Origin of the sequence: Pseudomonas sp. K8 (genome assembly GCF_014889455.1) — a bacterium.
Classification (GTDB): domain Bacteria; phylum Pseudomonadota; class Gammaproteobacteria; order Pseudomonadales; family Pseudomonadaceae; genus Aquipseudomonas; species Aquipseudomonas veronii.
In genome coordinates, this window is the sequence record NZ_VJWO01000079.1 from 1 (window position 1) to 18,193 (window position 18,193).

At 54.0% G+C, this 18,193-nt stretch carries 15 protein-coding genes and 4 pseudogenes; 9 read left to right on the plus strand and 10 right to left on the minus strand.

The features are described from left to right. The 4 genes from INT12_RS29180 to INT12_RS29195 form a co-directional block, all read left to right on the plus strand. Positions 1 to 180: plasmid pRiA4b ORF-3 family protein (locus INT12_RS29180; protein WP_226926173.1), on the plus strand; the 180-nt coding region annotated here is incomplete at its 5' end. A gap of 125 nt (positions 181 to 305) precedes the next feature. Beyond that, positions 306 to 2,042 carry a site-specific integrase gene (locus INT12_RS29185; protein WP_193040208.1) on the plus strand — a complete coding sequence of 579 codons (1,737 nt, stop codon included), beginning with the start codon at positions 306 to 308 and terminating at the stop codon, positions 2,040 to 2,042. Continuing rightward, positions 2,039 to 4,057 (plus strand): hypothetical protein, encoded by a 2,019-nt coding sequence (locus INT12_RS31520; RefSeq protein WP_226926346.1) that lies wholly within the window; start codon positions 2,039 to 2,041, stop codon positions 4,055 to 4,057. The genes INT12_RS29185 and INT12_RS31520 overlap by 4 nt, the downstream gene beginning before the upstream one ends. After that, positions 4,047 to 4,493 carry a hypothetical protein gene (locus tag INT12_RS29195; RefSeq protein WP_032860787.1) on the plus strand — a complete coding sequence of 149 codons (447 nt, stop codon included), beginning with the start codon at positions 4,047 to 4,049 and terminating at the stop codon, positions 4,491 to 4,493. Before INT12_RS31520 ends, INT12_RS29195 begins: the two co-directional genes overlap by 11 nt. 383 nt (positions 4,494 to 4,876) lie before the next feature. On the opposite strand, the gene INT12_RS29200 is transcribed toward INT12_RS29195, so the two are convergent. The 7 genes and pseudogenes from INT12_RS29200 to cadR all read right to left on the minus strand — a co-directional run bounded on the left by INT12_RS29200 (position 4,877) and on the right by cadR (position 11,420). Beyond that, on the minus strand, positions 4,877 to 5,863 hold the full coding sequence (locus INT12_RS29200; protein WP_169886751.1) for an arsenic resistance protein: 987 nt from the start codon (positions 5,861 to 5,863) through the stop codon (positions 4,877 to 4,879). A 97-nt stretch (positions 5,864 to 5,960) separates the two neighbouring features. After that, the gene (locus INT12_RS29205) at positions 5,961 to 6,842 is read right to left on the minus strand and encodes a sterol desaturase family protein (RefSeq protein ID WP_032860784.1); all 882 of its coding nucleotides are present in this window, start codon (positions 6,840 to 6,842) and stop codon (positions 5,961 to 5,963) included. Positions 6,843 to 6,910: 68 nt separating this feature from the next. Beyond that, positions 6,911 to 7,585, minus strand: a complete 675-nt coding sequence (locus tag INT12_RS29210) for a helix-turn-helix transcriptional regulator (protein ID WP_226926347.1) — start codon at positions 7,583 to 7,585, stop codon at positions 6,911 to 6,913. A 59-nt stretch (positions 7,586 to 7,644) separates the two neighbouring features. Then, positions 7,645 to 8,154: a signal peptidase II gene (gene lspA / locus INT12_RS29215; RefSeq protein ID WP_032861102.1), complete on the minus strand. Its 510-nt coding sequence runs from the start codon at positions 8,152 to 8,154 to the stop codon at positions 7,645 to 7,647. Positions 8,155 to 8,160: 6 nt separating this feature from the next. Continuing rightward, positions 8,161 to 8,499, minus strand: a pseudogene (locus tag INT12_RS29220) (DUF3703 domain-containing protein); the annotation flags it as partial. 7 nt (positions 8,500 to 8,506) lie between these two features. Further along, positions 8,507 to 10,918 (minus strand): heavy metal translocating P-type ATPase, encoded by a 2,412-nt coding sequence (locus INT12_RS29225; RefSeq protein WP_258558630.1) that lies wholly within the window; start codon positions 10,916 to 10,918, stop codon positions 8,507 to 8,509. Between the two features lie 94 nt (positions 10,919 to 11,012). Continuing rightward, entirely contained in the window at positions 11,013 to 11,420 is a 408-nt protein-coding gene (gene cadR, locus INT12_RS29230; RefSeq protein WP_115128411.1) for a Cd(II)/Pb(II)-responsive transcriptional regulator, read from the minus strand. Between the two features lie 100 nt (positions 11,421 to 11,520). Between cadR and INT12_RS29235 the strand changes: the two genes are divergently transcribed. The 3 genes from INT12_RS29235 to INT12_RS29245 all read left to right on the plus strand — a co-directional run bounded on the left by INT12_RS29235 (position 11,521) and on the right by INT12_RS29245 (position 13,349). Next, on the plus strand, positions 11,521 to 12,414 hold the full coding sequence (locus INT12_RS29235; RefSeq protein ID WP_181818265.1) for a cation transporter: 894 nt from the start codon (positions 11,521 to 11,523) through the stop codon (positions 12,412 to 12,414). A 60-nt stretch (positions 12,415 to 12,474) separates the two neighbouring features. Beyond that, positions 12,475 to 12,744: a hypothetical protein gene (locus tag INT12_RS29240; protein ID WP_032860777.1), complete on the plus strand. Its 270-nt coding sequence runs from the start codon at positions 12,475 to 12,477 to the stop codon at positions 12,742 to 12,744. A gap of 137 nt (positions 12,745 to 12,881) precedes the next feature. Beyond that, complete coding sequence (locus INT12_RS29245; protein ID WP_032861100.1) at positions 12,882 to 13,349, plus strand: ATP-dependent zinc protease; 468 nt, start codon at positions 12,882 to 12,884, stop codon at positions 13,347 to 13,349. A gap of 178 nt (positions 13,350 to 13,527) precedes the next feature. On the opposite strand, the pseudogene INT12_RS29250 reads toward INT12_RS29245, so the two are convergent. Further along, positions 13,528 to 13,650 (minus strand): annotated as a pseudogene (locus INT12_RS29250) (copper-binding protein); the annotation flags it as partial. On the opposite strand from INT12_RS29250, the pseudogene INT12_RS29255 reads away from it, so the two are divergent. Together INT12_RS29255 and INT12_RS29260 are read left to right on the plus strand one after the other, a co-directional pair. After that, positions 13,646 to 13,864, plus strand: a pseudogene (locus INT12_RS29255) (DUF4113 domain-containing protein); the annotation flags it as partial. The pseudogenes INT12_RS29250 and INT12_RS29255 sit on opposite strands and share 5 nt — an antisense overlap. A 153-nt stretch (positions 13,865 to 14,017) precedes the next feature. Further along, positions 14,018 to 14,983: pseudogene (locus tag INT12_RS29260) on the plus strand (DUF4113 domain-containing protein); the annotation flags it as partial. Between the two features lie 30 nt (positions 14,984 to 15,013). Here INT12_RS29260 and INT12_RS29265 read toward each other — a convergent pair. Together INT12_RS29265 and INT12_RS29270 are read right to left on the minus strand one after the other, a co-directional pair. Next, a complete protein-coding gene (locus INT12_RS29265; protein ID WP_169864714.1) occupies positions 15,014 to 16,336 on the minus strand; it encodes a hypothetical protein in 1,323 nt (440 codons plus the stop codon). A gap of 69 nt (positions 16,337 to 16,405) precedes the next feature. Next, positions 16,406 to 17,842 carry an RES family NAD+ phosphorylase gene (locus INT12_RS29270; RefSeq protein ID WP_193040554.1) on the minus strand — a complete coding sequence of 479 codons (1,437 nt, stop codon included), beginning with the start codon at positions 17,840 to 17,842 and terminating at the stop codon, positions 16,406 to 16,408. Between the last annotated feature and the right edge of the window lie 351 nt (positions 17,843 to 18,193).

Below are 18,193 nucleotides of genomic sequence, written 5' to 3' on the forward strand. Positions count from 1 at the left end.
AATGCTTGCCCACCGGAAGACGTGGGTGGCGGGCCTGGTTACGAGGAGTTTCTGGAGGCGATGGGCAACCCCGATCATCCAGAGCATGACGCCATGGTTGAATGGCATGGCGATGTTTTTGATCCGGTGACATTTGAGTGCGAGCGCGTGAACCAGTGGTTTAAACGGATTAAGGTTTGAGTTGCAAGGCGGTGTAGCTCGGACGCTTACCATCAAATTTGTGCAAGCCGCACCCGCTAAGCAGGCCATTGCGAACAGCTTCATGGCTGCGTTTACAGGGATTGCTTCGATGCAGGGAGCAAGCAATGAATAATCTGACGTTTTCAGACCTAACGTTTCCAATGCTTGAGTACGCGAAAAATGAGACGCCCTGGGATCTGGCACCACTTTTATACAGCGGTGGTGCTAAGGCAAAAGTGAAGACTGTACGCAGTGAAATCACATCAGGTGCTTTAGGTGATCCTTTGCTGGAGCGGGTAGAGCTTGTGAAGGGGCTCCATGACTGTTTGACCGGCGACCTTGTCGGCGGGGGGAGCCGCTTTTCGGCAAATAACAAGATTGGTGCGTTGAGGAAGTTTTTTCAGTGGGTGGATCAGTGCGAGCGTCCGTTGAGCATTGATACGGTCGCGGAGGAATACCTGGGGTGGGCTGAACATCTTCTACAGCGTCATCGCGTGGAAGGATATCTAACTGCCGGATCGTTATACGACGCGGCAAGTTTAACCGCGACGATGCTCGACCGAGTTCTAGGCCGAAGCTCGACGCTTCTGTACAGCACCCGAATCCGCAAGCCTAGAGGCAACGGAAAGGCCAGTAATGGGGGCGCTGATAAGCAAAGTTTAGAAGAGAGCTTTTCATTCGGGCAGTTCATTGCCGACGTCTGTACGTCCCTTACCTATGAAGCTGTGACGGGGCCATTTCCCATCCACGTGGAGTTGCGGTCGGGTTCGACGCTACCTATCTGGTGCGGCCTGCGCGATACAGAGAAGGAAGCGTCACGACGAATTCGACCTCAAACCAAATTCCAGATTGCGGCCATCCTTAGAAACCGCGAACTTCGGAACGCTGACGTTTCAATCGAGACTCGATACCCGGCAGTGAATCTGCGAATCGAAGCCGAGCTGCTCATGTTCATCGCACAAACCGGCATGAATTTGTCGCAGGCGCATCAGCTTCGGATCGACCAATACCATTACACGAGTCATTTTGATGGTTACCAAGTGAGGTCTTACAAAAATCGCCGTCAGGGTGAAGTGCTGTTTGACGTTTTCTCAAGCTACAAGCAGTGGTTCGAACGCTACATTGAGTGGCGTAACACGTGGTTTCCAGACGATCTAGAGGGACTTCTTTTCCCTCTCGTCCGCCCTGGGGGACGTCTCGTTTTAGAAGCTCCTCAGTTCACGGCTATTGCGCGCGTCTGCACCGATTCCAGTGTTCGATTCGTTCGACCTCGTAAGCTACGGGGTGCGCGTATTAATTGGCTATTACGTGAGTCGCAACGCCCCGAACTGGTGGCGGAAATCGCACAGCATACCGCTGAAACTTTGATTCGTGTGTACGCCGAGCCCAATCCGCAAATTGCGATGATTGAAATCACTCGATTTCACCGGCAAGCAGATCCCGTCGTTTGCTCACCTGCTCCAGGTACTTGTGTGGCGCCGATACCAGAATCGGTCGTGGATGCTCCGACTAATGCTCCTGATCCCGATTGTATCAACGCTGCGGGTTGCCTTTTCTGCGTCAATCATCGGGATATTGAAAGCGAGGATCACGTCTGGTCTCTGAGTAGTTTGCGAGTGCTCAAGAGCTTGGAGCTAGTTAGATATCGCCCAGCTTGCACGGATAGATCTGACGAGGCTGACCATCCAGCGATGCTTGCGGTCGAGCGTCTGAGTGCGAAGTTACGGTTCTTTCAAGAGAGTAGCGAGGTACGTCGGCTTTGGGTGGAAGAGGCATTCGCACGCATAGCTGAGGAGGACTATCACCCAGCGTGGGACGGATTTATTCGGCTTGCGGAAGTTTCAGAGGGGGCTTCCCTATGAATATGCTCACGACGTTAGGGCTTTCTATCGAGTCGCCTCTCGCCGTTCCTGGGGCATCGAATTACCGTCCAGAGAGCTGGCCTCCGCCACCTGACTGGCCGGTCGTAATTGATGCACAGGGCAAAGTAATAAGCCGTTGGGGCGATCCAATTTGGAGGCTTGATCCATGGGCCAAGAAGGCGCTGACGCTGAATTTTGGCGATGGGCCAGTTAAAAAATCAGCGACGCCAATTAGCTCAAAGAACGCAAATTTACTTCGAATCATCACTGGCTGGTGGCTATACGGGCCGTACGGCGCTCGTGGCTACAGATCCCTTAAAACGCGTTTCGATCAGATGCGGCGGCTGTTTGTTCTTTGCGAGGAGGCAGGAATACTTGCCAGCGAATTAAGCCACTTTCCACGCGTATGCGAACGGATCCCTGCCTTTCTTTCAACCTCAAGAAAAACCGAGTTTCTGACGTTAATGCATGAGCTTTACGCGTCTAGGGATGCTGTAGGGTTTACGTTGCTGGACTCAGGCTCCCTAACCCGTCTGGCTGCGCTTTTTCCAACTCACCACACAGCTCAAACACCGTACATCCCTCCACGTATTTGGCGCTATCAAGTTACTAGGCTGCGAGAGTGCCTTGATGACTTCCTATCCCATCGAGAACAGGTTGAAGCTTGTTACCGGTTCTGCTTCGCGGCTTACGAACATAACCAGAGGGTTTCAGAGAGAACGGCGTGCGTAAACGCACCGCCTTTTTGCGGCCATAATATGCAGTTATCAGGCGCTAAAACGGGGCTTCGTTTTCTCGGCTCGTTTGCAGATACCGCGAAACGCTTCGGCATCTTTGAGCTGCTTGAACGTTGGGTGGGTCGCAGTGGCGACTTACAAGTAAGAGCGCTTACTAGCTATCTGAAACTCGTCAACGGCGCGGGATTAGCTTACATCCTTAACTTCAGTCTCATGCGGGTCGAGGAAGCATGGAATCTTCGAGCCGGGTGCCTTGACATCGAGCACGACAAGAGCTTCGGCGACATTTTTTTGTTACGTGGGCAGACGACCAAAACGCTCTCTGATAGCGACGCCGTTTGGGTCACATCCCCATCTGTGGCAGTCGCCGTGAAGGCGATGGAGGTTATTTCTCTATTTCGCTCACTATACGCACCTCACGAAGCCGCGAAAGTTCTCGCCGGGCGTTACTTGACCGATTTTTCTTACGAGCCCTGGAGTTCATTGCGCAATAAAGGTAATCACTCACTGAGACCGAGCATTCAGCCATATTCCGACCTTTTGGGGCACGGGAAGCTCTTTGACTTAGAACATTTGCGTATCACGACTGAGGATTTGAAATTGACCCGGCTAGCTACCCCTACACTGCCGGAGGAGTATCAAGTGGGCGCTGTATGGCCGTTGGCGTGGCATCAGTTGCGTAGAACTGGGGCAGTAAACATGCAAGCTTCCGGGCTCGTAAGTGATGCTTCGCTTCAGTACCAGCTCAAGCATGTCACTCGAGCGATGAGCCTTTACTACGGACAAAATCACTCGCGGCTGCGTCTAGAGGAGAAAGCTCACACTCTGTACGTTCGCACAATGTACGAGACGCTTGGAAGAGAGTTGCAGCAACTTACGAGTGAGCGTTTTGTCAGTCCCCATGGAGACAAACGAAAGGCTGAGATCGTTCGGCTGATTTCGCCAGAGGATGCGAAGAAGATGATTGGTTTGGCAAAGAAAGGCGCGGTTGCCTGTCGCCCGATCATTCTTGGCGTTTGTTCGAGTCGCAAGCCTTGTCCGTACGGCGGAATTGACAACATTGCCCATTGCGGGGGCGGTGATTCAGTGGATGCAAAACCTTGCCCTGATGTGCTGTATGACTCAGAACGATTGGGCTCGGTAGATGATCTTGAACATGTACTCAAAGAGCGGCTTGCTACTGCTCAGGATGGAAGTCCGCTAATGGAATCTTTGATGGCTCAACAGCGAAGCGTAGCAAGCTTTCGTCGTGTCGTAGGGAGCGCGAATGGACGTTGAACTCCCTGCTCGCCGCAGCGCGGCTGATCAATATCGTGATGCTTTTGAGCGCCTGAAACTCAATAGGCCACAGCTTCTACCGAAGGGGACACCGGTCACTCAGAACAACGTGGCCAAAGAGGCCGGGAGCGATCCGTCGGCGCTTAAGAAATCTCGTTTCCCGAGTCTCATCGCTGAGATAAAAACCTACGTGGAACAAAATGCGGAGGAGCGACCTCCTTCGTTGAACCAGGTAAATCTTCTCGCCCGCCAGAAAAGCCGCGCCCTGCGTGATCGGATTGAGGAAGTAGCCCGGCAGCGCGACCAACTCGCAAGTTTATTGAGCGAAGCGGATACGAAAATCATTGAGCTGTATGACCGTATCGCTGAGCTTGAGCGGCAGTTGCCTGCGTCAAATATAATTTCGTTGGATCCGCGCGGGCCGAGAAAGCTCTGAGATAACAGCGCGTATGCAGCTAGTCGCCTGGGTGTAGGGACTGGCCTATTCCGACCACTCTGCTGCTCAACCTTGATGCGGCGAGCCGGAAGGAGCGCTCTGCTTCCTGCCTATTGCCTGCGATCAGCCGATGGAAACAGGCAGCTATCGGCCGATTCTGTTGAAAAAGTCGGCCATGGTTTCCTCCGGTAAAGTACGCGCTTGAGATTGATATCTTTAATTTGAGCAGAGGATTCCAGGCTCAGATTTCGCGTAGCTGCACGCAAAAAAGGTATTTTCAGCAGTCACTACGTGGGCGGTCGGGAAAGACCGACTTTTTCAACAGAATCGGCCAGTAGCAGTCATTCAAGCTTGATCAAAACCATGTCGCGACGTTTCGATTTCTATCGCGTTATTGACGCAGTCTGCGAACTTTTTCGCCAAATTAGTGCCGGTACTGCGCGGATGTAGATCAGCTCACCCACCAACTCGACTAGCGTCTGGGTGATCACCGCCGCCGCCGCAAGGCCTCGAATCTCTTCAGGTAATGCCAGGGCCAGTGGGAGAACGACCAAAGAGTTGCGTGTTGACGAGCTGAATGTCACTGCTCTGGCAGTCGTGGACGGCAGCTTGAAAGCTCTCGAAGCCAAAGCGCCAACCAACGGAGCCAATAGCATGAAGCCGATGTATACGGGGATGACCGGAGCAAGTTTGTCGATGTCGCGAACGACCGAGGAGATTTGAGAGCCGACCACCGCGACCAGAACCGCAGCCATTGCTGGGACAGGTAGCCAAGCCCAGGCGGCATTCCAACCACTGACGATTTTCGACTTTTTGGCTAGCGCCGCTGTTACCACCGCCAATAACAACGGCGCGACAATCAGCACGAGAAAGGCTTCAACAAAGGGGCCAACCGAGATCATGACTTCGGACTGTCCACCCAATATGAAGGCCAAGTACACGGGTAGCAGAACCAGCTGAAGCAGCAGCAGGATTGGTGTGGCTGCAAGGATTCCACGAGAGTCGCCCTTGCCAATATGAGTAAAGACCACCACGTAGTCGATGCAGGGTGTCAGCAGTACCAGGAGAGCACCAACAAGGATCGCCGGATGATCCGTGAGTCCCCGAGTGAGCCCCCATACCAACAGCGGAATCAGTACAAAGTTGGCGATCAGCAGGGCTGACATGAAGCGTCTATTGCTCAGTCCTTCACGCAGATTAAGAAAGGGAATCTGTAAGAACATCGCGTACATCAGCACGGCGATGGTTGGCGTTACCAAAGCGTTCAACCCCTGAGCAGCCACAGGCGCCATGAACCCACCGATTGCTGCGGCAATGACCGCGACGAAATAGATCGGTATTTGGTTCTGTTCAAGTGCGTCACTATCCATAGCGCTCCCCTCGGGTATCAAAAAAAGGCCGTCAACCTAAACAACACCAGCTCGTCCGTCGAGTGATGGTGTAGGCACACGGTCATGCCATTATATGTCACGTATCATCGCGGTTTATTTGGGGCAAGGTTGCTTTTCCAAAGGGCACAACAAGCTGCTCCAAATAGCCCTGCGGGAATCCCTGTTCATGCAGTCCAACCTCTGCGCCCAGCTTCCCTGCGCTGTCGTAGAACGTGCCGAACAACCGATCCCATACCATCAGAAACTCACCAAAGTTCACTTGGGCATCTTCGAAGTCACGCTTGTGGTGCCAACGATGGATTTCGGCGACCCCAAACACATGTCGTAACCAGCCCACCCGGTAATCCAGGTTCGAGTGCTGGAAGGCCAGGTGCACGCTCAAAATGCCAAACCAGGTCGCGACCACCGCCGAGGGTGCCCCTGAAGCGAGCAGCACTACCAGCCCAGGGCCTGCCATGAGCGCAGCGTGGAGGGGGTGGCGCCGCTCACCGTTCATCCAGTACAGCCGTTCGGCACTGTGGTGAACCATGTGGAAACGCCACAGCCAGGGCACCTGGTGGCTGATTCGGTGGATGCTGTACAGACTCAGGTCGAGCACCACCACAACTAGCAACAGCTGCAGCCATAATGGGCTCTCACTGGGAAATAGACGCATCGAGGCAGGTACCGCATCCCCCAGTTTGGCCACGATTTCTGCCGTGAACTGAATGACGGAAAGGTTTACTAGCAAGTGCAGCAAGTCCGTCTGGGTGTCCTGGTGATCTTCCAGCCACTCCTGCCGAAACGGCAGAAGATGCTCCAATGCCGCGATGGCCAGCAGCCCGACCGCAGCGACAAGGGGAGATGTCGGCCAATAGGGCATTCCAGCGTATAACGCCCACACCATGAAGGCCGCACAGCCGCCAAATACTAAGGGATAGCTCAACCATCGAATGGCTAAACGAGAAATGCTGGACATTATCGGGCTCCCGAATTGTGAGCCTTTACGATATGTGTGGGTACGCGCTGGCAGCTTGAACGAAAGAGCTAGCCTTCCTGCAGGCGAACCTCGGCAAGCGCTGAGGATGGATCTATGCCCAGCAGCGCACGAAAGGTTCGTGAAAAATGGGCGGAATCGGAGAAGCCTACCGCGTGTGCCGCTTCGGTCATCGATAGCCCACTGGCTAATAGCTGAACTGCATGGGTGAGGCGCAGCCATTTTGCATAGCTGCGCAGCGGCAGGCCGGTCTGCTCCACGAACCAATGGGAAAAACGCGTCGGAGACAGGTGCACCAGTGCGGCGAGTTGGTCACGCCGCACGCTGCCGCTGTGCACGGCTGCGCTGACCACAGCCAGGCGCGGGTCGGTTGTCGGCAGGTCGATTACTCCCAACGCCCTCCGAACCGCCCTTCGGACACCAAGGGTCGTCTCGTCTAAGGCATCGATCAGCCTCGTCACGTCGGCCGTAGCAATTTCGAGCGGCGCCAGGGTTCTGCCCTCGGGCAGAGCCCTGGCTTCATCCGACAATACATCTAGGTAGATCGACATGACGATGTCGCCGCTGAGCCGGTGGCGAACACCCGCAGGAATGCGGACCGCAGCCCCGGTGTAGCCACCGTGAGGTGACTCTACGAAGACGAGCGCATTCAATCCCAGTGCAATTTGGTGTGCCTGATGTTGGTGCCAGTCTTGATGCCCGGCGCGGCCGATGAAGATAGCCATGCCAGGGGCAATCCATGCACGGCCGGACCAACGAGGCGAGTCGACCGCACCGGGCTCCTTCATCCCGCCCGACCTGCTTGTGGACTCGGTTGCGACAGGCTGCTCAGGAACAACAGTAGTACACCACCGACGATACCTATATCTGCTAGGTTGAACGCCGGCCAACTCCATGTCTGGTAGTAGAAGTCCAAGTAGTCGACAACATAGCCGCGGAACGACCGATCGATGAGGTTACCGATAGCACCGCCCAAGATCAGGCTATAACCCAAGGCTTCGCTCGGGGGGCGCGCACGACGAAGCAGCAGGGCGAGCACCACGGACACGGCCAAAGCGATGGCGATGAAAAAATAACGCTGCCAACCGCCCGCTTCAGCCAGGAAGCTGAAGGCTGCGCCGGTATTCCGGGCATGCACGATATTGAAAAATGAACTCAAGGGAAGCGTTGAACCCAGCGCGAATAGACGCTCAACGATGGATTTGAACCCTTGATCGAGGGTGGCAACTGCAGTCGCCAGCCCCCACCAAAACCAAGGTGTGACGTACTGCGTTGCTTCCTGATGTGCCTTCACTGGTGGCTTACCTTGCAGTAGTCGTTGCAGATCCTTTGGTACTGGCATCGACCGGAATGCACTGATCCTGGCCCGTCCGGTGTTGCCGATTGGTACCCAGAGTTTGCTGAACAGCAAGGCAGCCATTATCCGTGTGGTTTGGCCAAGCATTTCCCGGTAGTCGCGCTGTTGCCAGCCAGCCCGGAGCATCAACCAATGGCTGCGTACGTGCAGCACTGGCAGGCGCTGACTGAGAATGTGGGCGCGCTCCAACCAGGGATAGGCGCGCCAAGGCTCCTTGGCCGCAAGTGCCTGCTCGGCTTGCTGGAAGGCCATGCCGATGGCGGTATGTAGTTCGCTGTTCATCTCGCCCTCACTTGCGCAGCAGGCGCAATCCATTCAGGACTACCAACAGACTTACCCCCATGTCGGCGAATACCGCCATCCACATCGTGGCGTGACCGGCCAGCGTGACTACCAGAAAGATCGCCTTAATCCCCAGAGCCAGTCCGATGTTCTGCATAAGCACCGCAGCGGTTTGCCGGGAGAGGCGGATGAAGGCCGGGATCTTGCGCAGGTCATCGTCCATGATCGCCACATCTGCAGTCTCGATCGCGGTATCGGTACCCGCCGCGCCCATGGCAAAACCGACATCGGCACGAGCCAGTGCGGGGGCATCGTTGATGCCATCCCCGACCATGCCCACGGTAGCTCCGTTGTTGATCAGGTCTACAATGGCGCTGAGCTTGTCGGTCGGTAACAGGTTACCTTTGGCTTCGTCGATACCCACCTGCGCGGCGATCGCTTCGGCGGTGTACGGATTGTCGCCCGTCAGCATCAGCGTTTTCACGCCCAGTGCGTGGAGTTCGCCAATGGCAGCCTGGCTGCTGTCCTTCACCGTATCGGCCACGGCGAACAGGGCCAACACCTGAGTTTTGTTGGAGAGGATGACAACCGTTTTGCCCTGACGCTCGAATCGTTCGAGTAACGCTTCGAATCCAGTCGAACAAAGACCGAGCTCCTCAAGCAATCGATGATTGCCCAGATGGTACTGATGACCGTCAATAACACCGCGGACGCCGCGCCCAACAATAGCTTCGAAACTCTCTACGGCCAGCAACGGTATTGAGCGCTCAGCAGCCTGGTTGGCAATGGCTTGCGACACTGGGTGGTCAGAGCGACTGGCCAGACTCGCCGCCGCCGAGAGGTATTCCGCTGGCAGGTCTGTGCCAATGGGTAGGAAGTCGGTCTGAACCGGCTTGCCATGGGTGAGAGTGCCGGTTTTGTCCAAAGCCAGGTGCGTGATCTTGCGGCCGCTTTCCAGGTACACCCCGCCCTTGATCAGAATGCCTTTGCGAGCGGCGGCCGCCAGGCCGCTGACGATGGTGACAGGGGTGGAAATCACCAGGGCGCAGGGGCACGCCACCACCAACAATACCAGGGCACGATAGATCCAGTCGAACCACATCCCGTTCATCAGCAAGGGCGGTACGACAGCCACAGCCAGCGAGAACAGGAACACCGCAGGCGTGTAAATCCGCGCGAACTGATCAACGAAGCGCTGGGTTGGCGCACGGGCACCCTGAGCCTCTTCGACGGCGTGGATGATCCGAGCCAGGGTGGTATGGCTGGCTTCCGCCGTGACGCGATACTCCAATTCGCCAGCTTGGTTAATGGTGCCGGCGAACACCGTATCGCCTGGCCCCTTTTCCACAGGCAGGCTCTCGCCGGTGATGGGTGCCTGGTTGATCGTCGAATTACCTTTGACCACCTCCCCATCCAGGCCGATACGCTCACCGGGGCGAGCCCGGACCAGACTTCCGACGGCGACCGTGGCCACCTCCAGCTCGATCCAACGGCCATCGGGTTGCTGCACCGTCGCCTTGTCCGGAGCTAGGTCCATCAGGCTGCGGATAGCATTCCGAGCGCGATCGAGGGATTTGGCCTCGATCAACTCCGCGACCGCAAACAGGAACATCACCATGGCAGCTTCGGGCCATTGCCCAATTAGAATCGCGCCCGTAACGGCAATACTCATCAGCGCATTGATGTTGAGGTTGCGGTTCTTGAGGGCGATCCAGCCTTTCTTGTAGATGGCCAACCCGCACAGCAACACGGACGCCAGGGAAATGGCCGCAACGCCCCATTCGGGCACCAACTGGGTGAAGTGCAAGATCTCCGCGGATGCGGCGGCGGCCCCGGACAGCCCTAGCCGCCACCAGTAAGCGTTGGTCGGTGGATGCGGTTCGGTCGAGGATTTGGTTTCGGCCGCAAGCTGGGGAGTGAAGCCGAGCGCGCGGATCGCGTCCAACGCGGGCGCCAGTGCCTCCGGCTCATGGCTGATGGTGAGTGTTCGTTGCAGCAGATTGAACCGCAGTGCCGAGATGCCCGGCATACCGGACAGTTTGTCGGTGATCAGTCGCTCCTCGGTGGGACAGTCCATTTGCGCAATTACCACACGAGTGCCCTGCGCGGCGGTCAATGGCTCAGCCTTCATCCCCAATGAAGCAATGGCCTCCACAAGCACCTGTGGAGACAGCGGCTCGTGACGGACGTCGAGGGTCCGGTTTAGCAGATTGAACTGCAGCGCCTGCACTTCGGGCAGCTTCTCCAGTTTGCCGCGGATCAGCGCTTCTTCAGTAGGGCAATCCATTTGTTCAATGCGAAAGCTGCTCAGTTCGCCTACCGGTTCTGCCGGTGTCGCGCAAGCCGTCCCACTGCAGCTTGTCTCCGCAGAGTTGCTGCAGGAGCTTTTTTTCGGGGTGTCATCGCAACAATTAGCCATTATGGCGTCTCCTCTGTTGTTGCGCAGTGAACACCCTATAGTCGCTATATGGTCAAGAACTAAATTTTTGAGCAAAAGCGAAGGGGCGCGTGCATCAGGAGTGTGTTGTACCGCCCTCTACCAAGCCCGAAAGTATTCCGCAGTCCAAACTTTGTCGTTCGTTATCGCAGCAGCGGCGCAATCTCACCAATTGATCTTCCAGGACTTGCAAGGACGTAATTTGGGTTCTGACCTGAGCAATATGACTATCAAGCAGCGCATTCACCGCCGCGCAAGGTTGCTGCGGCTGTGCTTGAAAGCTCTGCAAAACAGCGATTTCCTCCAACGACATACCGAACGACCGGCAGCGGCGGATGAACAGCAGTCTCTCCACATGTTCCGCTTCATAGGCGCGGTAGCCATTGGCCTGACGATTGGGTGGTGGAAGCAGACGTTGGCGCTCATAGAAACGAATGGTCTGAATATCCGCTCCCGTCAGCTGTGCTAGTTGACCGATGCGCATCGCTGGCTCCTCGATAAAACGCCAGTATATCTGCACTTGACCCTATACCTGCTATATGGTTTTCAATGACCAGAATGAAACCTGATAGGTAAAGCGGATCATGGGTACGTGTGAGAAATCCTGTGGTTGTGGCCCAGTGCCAACAACCACTGAAGCGGCAACCTCGTCGTCGAATGAAGTCACCTGGGTCAGCAGTTTTCTTGTGCCCAAGATGGATTGTCCGTCAGAAGAACGGATGATTCGTCTCGTTTTGAATGGCGTGCCTGATCTCCATTCATTGTCCTTTGATCTGGCCAGCAGGCAGGTACGCGCTTTCCATGACGGACCTGTTGATCTGATCACTACAAAACTGGAGTCACTTGGCCTGGGCGCAACGTTACTGGGTACTGAACCGGCCAGTCAGGAAGCAGCCTCGGCCAATAGTGTCAGTGAAGAGCTGACTACTTCGAAGGAGGCAAGCACGCTCAAAATACTACTCGGTATCAATGGCGCGATGTTTGTCATCGAGATGGGCGCAGGTTTGATCGCCCAGTCAGCTGGCCTGGTGGCCGATTCACTGGACATGTTTGCTGATGCTGCCGTCTATGGCCTGGCTCTCTATGCCGTCGGACGCAATGCACGGCTGCAGGTTCGCGCTGCGCACCTGGCGGGGTTCTTTCAGATCGTGTTGGCCCTGGGTGTACTCATGGAAGTGGCGAGACGCTTTCTCTACGGCAGCGAACCGGAGTCGATGCTGATGATGGGGATTGGCGTAATTGCGCTCGTCGCCAACGTCAGCTGTCTCTTGATGATCTATGGCCATCGCGAAGGAGGTGCACACATGAAAGCAAGCTGGATTTTTTCAGCCAACGACGTGCTTGCGAACCTTGGCGTTATCGTTGCCGGTGTGCTGGTCGCGTGGACAGGTTCTGCCTATCCAGATTTGGTGATTGGTACCGTTGTGGGCCTCATTGTCTTGAATGGGGCACGCCGAATCCTGGCCTTGAAAGCGTGATCAAGGGGGCATTTGCTGGCTGCTGCTGCACGCCGTTCCCCAACCAGAGGCTCGTGACGTATGACTGATGATTACACGCTTGAGATAGAGCAGTTAATGGCGGGTTTAAACCGCACTATCGCGGAAGGGTATGCCGTCCAGAATCGAGATGCGGCTTATGCTGCCTACCTGAAGTTGATGGCACTGCGCGAGCAGTCGGGCATTAGCGCTGAGGCAGAGAGACTTCTGGAGCAGAACTGTCAGAAGGCCTGGTTGCTTTATGAGGCCTTCCACCTGGAGGTGCAGCATGAGTTGGAATGGGCGAACAGCCGCAGTTACGAGGATGTTTAGGGCTCGTCTTTGACGGAGCAGCAGACAACCTAAGCTCCCTACAGCACAAGAAACAACTCTCTCAGCCCATAAAAGAGGTTTCCTTTATGCCGTATCGAACGACAAGATGGTTGATTGCGGTGACTATTGCCTTGGCGATGGCGCCCGGATTTGCCGAGACGAAGTCCCCCCCCAAAGTATTTGGGTGGGTGGAGGAAGGGCAGATTCAACCGGAAAACATCTCGGTGAAAATCAAGCTCGATACCGGAGCTTTGACCTCGTCCATGGATGCGAAGGATTTGGAACGGTTTGAAAAGGACAACCAGAGGTGGGTCCGCTTTAATGTGGAAGTCAAAGACAGCATGACTGGCAAGATGACCAATTCATCCTTTGAGCGCAAGGTCGTCCGCAACGTAAAAGTGCGTGGCGCCGGCGGCGCGGAGCAGCGTCCGGTTGTGATGATGAAAATATGCATCGGGTCTCGTATGTATGATGAGGAGTTCTCGCTGAAGGATCGGGGCAAGATGAATTATCCCGTGCTGATTGGGCGCAGTACCTTAGCGCGTATTGGAGCGGTTGATGCCTCGCGGACTTTCACCGTGGAGCCGAAATGCGACACTCCATGAATGTTACCGTCCTCAATCGCTGACTGATTGCCTCAAGTAACGTCAGTCGATCTGATTGAGAAGACGATGCCACCGTGGCAACGCCACTTTTTCAACAATATCGGCGAGAAGCAGTCATTCACACCCTGAAGGTAGGGGGTAAAAACCGGCACGACAATACGTGCCGGCTACTGAAACATCACTTTTTGATGGAGACAATCGTTGCTTTTCCACCCTCTAGTCGAAAAGAAAACGATACACGGTCTCCAACCGACAGCCCTGCCAACTGCTCTTCGGCCACGGAAAAGGCCATGGTCACCGGCGACCTATTCGCGCCATCACAGCCAGAGGCAAGCGGGCGAGTGATGAATGTTTTGGATGAGATAAATGCCAAGTGGGGGCGAGGTACATTGCGGACTGCCAGCGTCCCTGTATCACCTGAATGGGGTATGAGGAGAGAGCTTAAGAGCCCTAGTTATACAACCAGGTTGGATGAGCTTTGGACTATTGGAGCGGGCTCATCTTGGTCACGCTAGCTTTCGTCGCCACAAAATTCGCGTATTTGCCATGGACACCATGTGATCCATTTCTGTGAAAATGCGTGTGGTCTATGGACATCGGACACCTGATCTAAACCCTGACAAATATTCATTCAAACCGATGTCCATGGGTTGACATCTTTCCTTTAAATCGACGAAGCCTTCGCGGATCTGACCGGCATTGACGGCCGGGATGCCCTCGGCCGCAAGATCCGCAGCCATGTGTTGCGCTGTACCGGCATTCCCGTCGGGGTAGGGATCGCTCACACCAAAACCCTGGCGAAGCTGGCGAATCACACCGCCAAGCGGCTCCAGGTGCAAACGGGCGGGGTAGTCGATATCTGCGACCCGTTCAAGCGCGACTGGGTGCTACGCAATACCGAAGTGGCCGAGGTCTGGGGAGTCGGTCGCAAGATGAAACTTCACTTGGACACCATGGGTATCAAGACCGCTATGGACCTGGCGAAGGCCGACCCTTGGACGCTACGCAAGAAATTCAGCGTGGTGATTGAGAAGACAGCCCGCGAGCTGGCCGGCACGCCGTGTCTGGAGCTGGACGAGCCGGACCCGCCGAAGCAGGAAATCTGTTGTAGCCGGATGTTTGGTAAGCGGCTCACGGAGTTAGCCCCGATCAAGGAAGCGGTGGCCACCTACATGATGCGGGCCTCGGAAAAGCTCAGGGCGCAGAAGTCGCTGTGTAAGAAGATCCGCGTCAGCATCCGCACCGGCATGTTCAACCCGGAGGAGGCGAAGTATGCCAACGGCGTGCTAATTGACCTGCCGTACCCCACCGACGATGTGCGGTTACTGACCAACGCTGCGGTGGACGCGCTTGACCGCGTCTTCCGGCCAGGCTTCAAGTACAGCAAGGCTGAGGTGCTGTTGATGAACCTTTGTCAGCAAGGGGAGTACACCGACGACCTGTTTGCCACCTCCCAACCAGCCGACGCCACGAAGTTAATGGCGGTGTTGGATCAGGTCAACGGGCGATGGGGCAGGGGAACGCTCCGATCAGCCAGTGTGCCTGCCAACCCAAACTGGGGGATGCGCCGAGAAATGATGAGTCGAAGCTATACGACGAAGTTAGATCATTTATGGAAGATTTTTTGTCGTTAAATAGCTCGCTAATGGTATGCATATGAAGTTCTAGATGTTCTCGGCAAAACAATCTGTTGGGTATTGAGCGAAATCAGGGGGCGTAAACAATTCGCCGCTTCGTGCTTTATCGAGCCAGTGAAATGCGTGAGCGACATCTTGCCTAGCAATGATTTGTTCGGCTGTAGTGCGGTGACCCAGAGCATAGAGTGATTGTAAAAGGTGGTCAAGAAAGTTGGTTTTGTCAAAAACATGCATGAATTGATCTCGAATAGTTTGCTGGCCATGGTCGATTTCACCACGTATCTCCAATAAATAACGAGGATACAGCGATTCGTAATATTCAGTAAATCCATAATCGTAGGCGAAATAAAATAACGCGTGAGAACCTGCAGTTATTTCAGGAGTGACGAGGTCTCGTAATTTACCCCATGCTGAATCTCTTTGGGTAAGCACTCCTTCAATCGCCTCAGCATAGGTGATTGTTGTCTCCAGCTCTGTATCGGAGTTCTTAATATCTTCGTTAAACTCTACCCAGATGTCGCATATGTCGATAAGAAGAGGGGTGTCCATTCCCGCAAGCGGCTTGCGAAGACCAATGAGTGGAGCGAGTGCATAGTGATCTTGGATTAGATTCAATATTTTTGAGAGCGCATTATTAGAGAGATTGTATTTTGCTCTAATCAGATTTTTTGTAGCGGAAAAATTTTCATCAGTCCAAGCGCTTCTATTGGGGAGCTCTTTTGCTAGGAAAAATATCTGGTTTCGGTGTAGTGTTGAGGGTGTGCCTTGATTGTATTCAAGTTCAAGCCATTCATAAATTTTCAATAGTTCGTCGAGATTTGTTTCTAAGTCGCTAAATTTCTCGTTCAGCACTACGAAGTTAATTAAGGCGACTTCTGATAAGTGTTTGGTGGATTGAGTGCTGAAAGGGTATCTGAATGTTTGTCCTGATGGATCAATTTCGGCTATATCGAGTATGGTGGGTTCTAATAGACTATTGATTGTTTGGAATCGGCTGTCGAGACGTTCCGATTCGGTCTTGAAGAAAAACCATATTTTATAAATGTCATGGGACCCCATGAAGTCAAAATTTATTATTCTTTGTTTGAGTATTGCTAGTTTTTGTAGGGCAGATATTGCACCCTTTAGACGCAGTTCGACAGAGTGTCGCATATTGAAACATATGGGATAGACAAAGATGTCTGTTGTTAGGTGAATTGAGTGGTCTTCGAGAACGGCGTTTATAAGTATGTTTGCAGCCTTAGAAAAACCCTTAGAGTACTCAACGTATCCTGGATCTCCGTTTTCCCCGACACAAGCGTTAGCCCAGCTTGGATGAGCACGTCTAAAAGTAGAATTTTGTTGCCTCATTTATTGGGTCCTTAAGCACAGAGTATGCCGTTCAATTCCTGTACTCATTTATAAAAGTCGATGTTCCACTTAAAAGTCATCGTTCTTTGTCATTTGCCGGCGATGGCGGGTAACCAGATGTGCATCACACTCTACCTTTACCCTTCTGACATGATGCACTTCTACCGAGCTAGCGATGACGTCTAGTGTATTTTCACGCAAATCCTCATCTTCACTTACAGAATGAGGCATTAAAGCCCAGGGGATAAGCTTTAGAGAGTCCACGGTCTCGTTTGGCACAGGGACTTGTTCCCATACATTATAGTCTGGGTATCCACCTTCACTGTCCCAACTCACCGTTTCGGCATTCAGCTTGATGCCTGTGGGTAAGTCCATACTTTTCACGCGCGATGCCTTGTGGAACAATACGATATTGTCCCCATCCGTTGACTGAGTCGATTTAAAAAGGATGCCATCCAGCATTGGGGAATTATCGGTTGCCAGGAAATCAGCCACGGCTTGAGTAGCTAGATAATCGAATTCCTGATCATCCGGCATCACTGGACGCGTCATAATGCGACTAAGCGATTGTAGAAAAACAGCCCGTTCCGTCCGTGCAAGAAGGGTTGGATCGAAGATGCTTCCATGATCAGCGGCTTTTTCAAGCGCGAAAATATCTAAGAGGCGCAAAGGGCGGATAATTCTGAAAGTTGCCAGGGCTACATAACTGCCTACTGGTGGCCGAACCTCGGCGAGAGCAACGCTCTGGGAAGTTGCACCATAGAATACTGATATACCTCGCGCATTCATTCTTCCTGTTGCTGCTGCCCGGGCGGGAGGAGAGCCCAAGTGCCTGTCGGGGCGACAGAGCGCCTCTTTAAGCAGCTCTTTGGATTGGAATACGCGTGCCCTGGAAAGCACGTTAATCGGAGTGCTAGGACCGACGTCAACCACCACCGGTTTGCCATCCGAAGTACCTAGCTCGTCTATTCCTCCAAAGACAGCTGCAAGGTGATCTGCTGCGGCCCGAGAAAAATATCTGGCTTCGGTTCTCAGCGTTCTCTCAAAACATCGCCATTCGTACTGCCAGGTAGAATCATTCAAGTCTTTCCGTTCGTAGTGCGATTCGGGATCGAACTCATTCTCGACACCCATGGCCGCCGCGTCGAAGTCAAAGTACCTATCACCTAAAATTTCCAATACATCTGAAACCGCATCGTCGGGAATTTGAGCTGCTCCTTCAATGGCTTCTCGGACTGGCTCACCGTCTCGATCCCAGTCGTAGTCCGACTCGCTGTCCCGCAGCAGGCTTTGCTGCCAATCATCCGGTTCCGCTGAGGTGCGAACGTAATGTTCTTCAAACGCTTGCTCGATTCGATCCGCCAACAGTTCAATCGGCCAGCATTGGTTTTTGATTCCACAATAGGAGCATATGGAGGTCTCGCCTGTGGTTGATATATCCCCTGAGAGGTATGGCTCTTGTACACACTGGAAGCAGAGCCACTGTTCGATTTGTTGTTTGTTCACCGAGCCTCCTCAAAATTGCCTGATTTCCCCTGCCGAGGTACTTAAGCGTTGTTCCTGAGCCAGTATGGCAGGGCGGTGTGATTCTCGCCCAGCGGCGCACCGATTAAGAAAGCCAAGTCGAGTTTGCTAATATTTGCTACATGAAGGAGGAGCAAAGCGAAGCTAAGCAAGCGCCGGGAGGTATAGCGATTAGTCGGGACCAATCCATCGTTGCGTGACTAAGGTGTAGTGGTCAACTAATCCCGGACACGACGTTAAGTTTTTTCTCGGCCTGAGCCGGTGGCAGCCCACCATTAAATTGGTGCGGTCGAATCCAGTTGTATCGGTGCATCAAAAAATGACTGATATCCC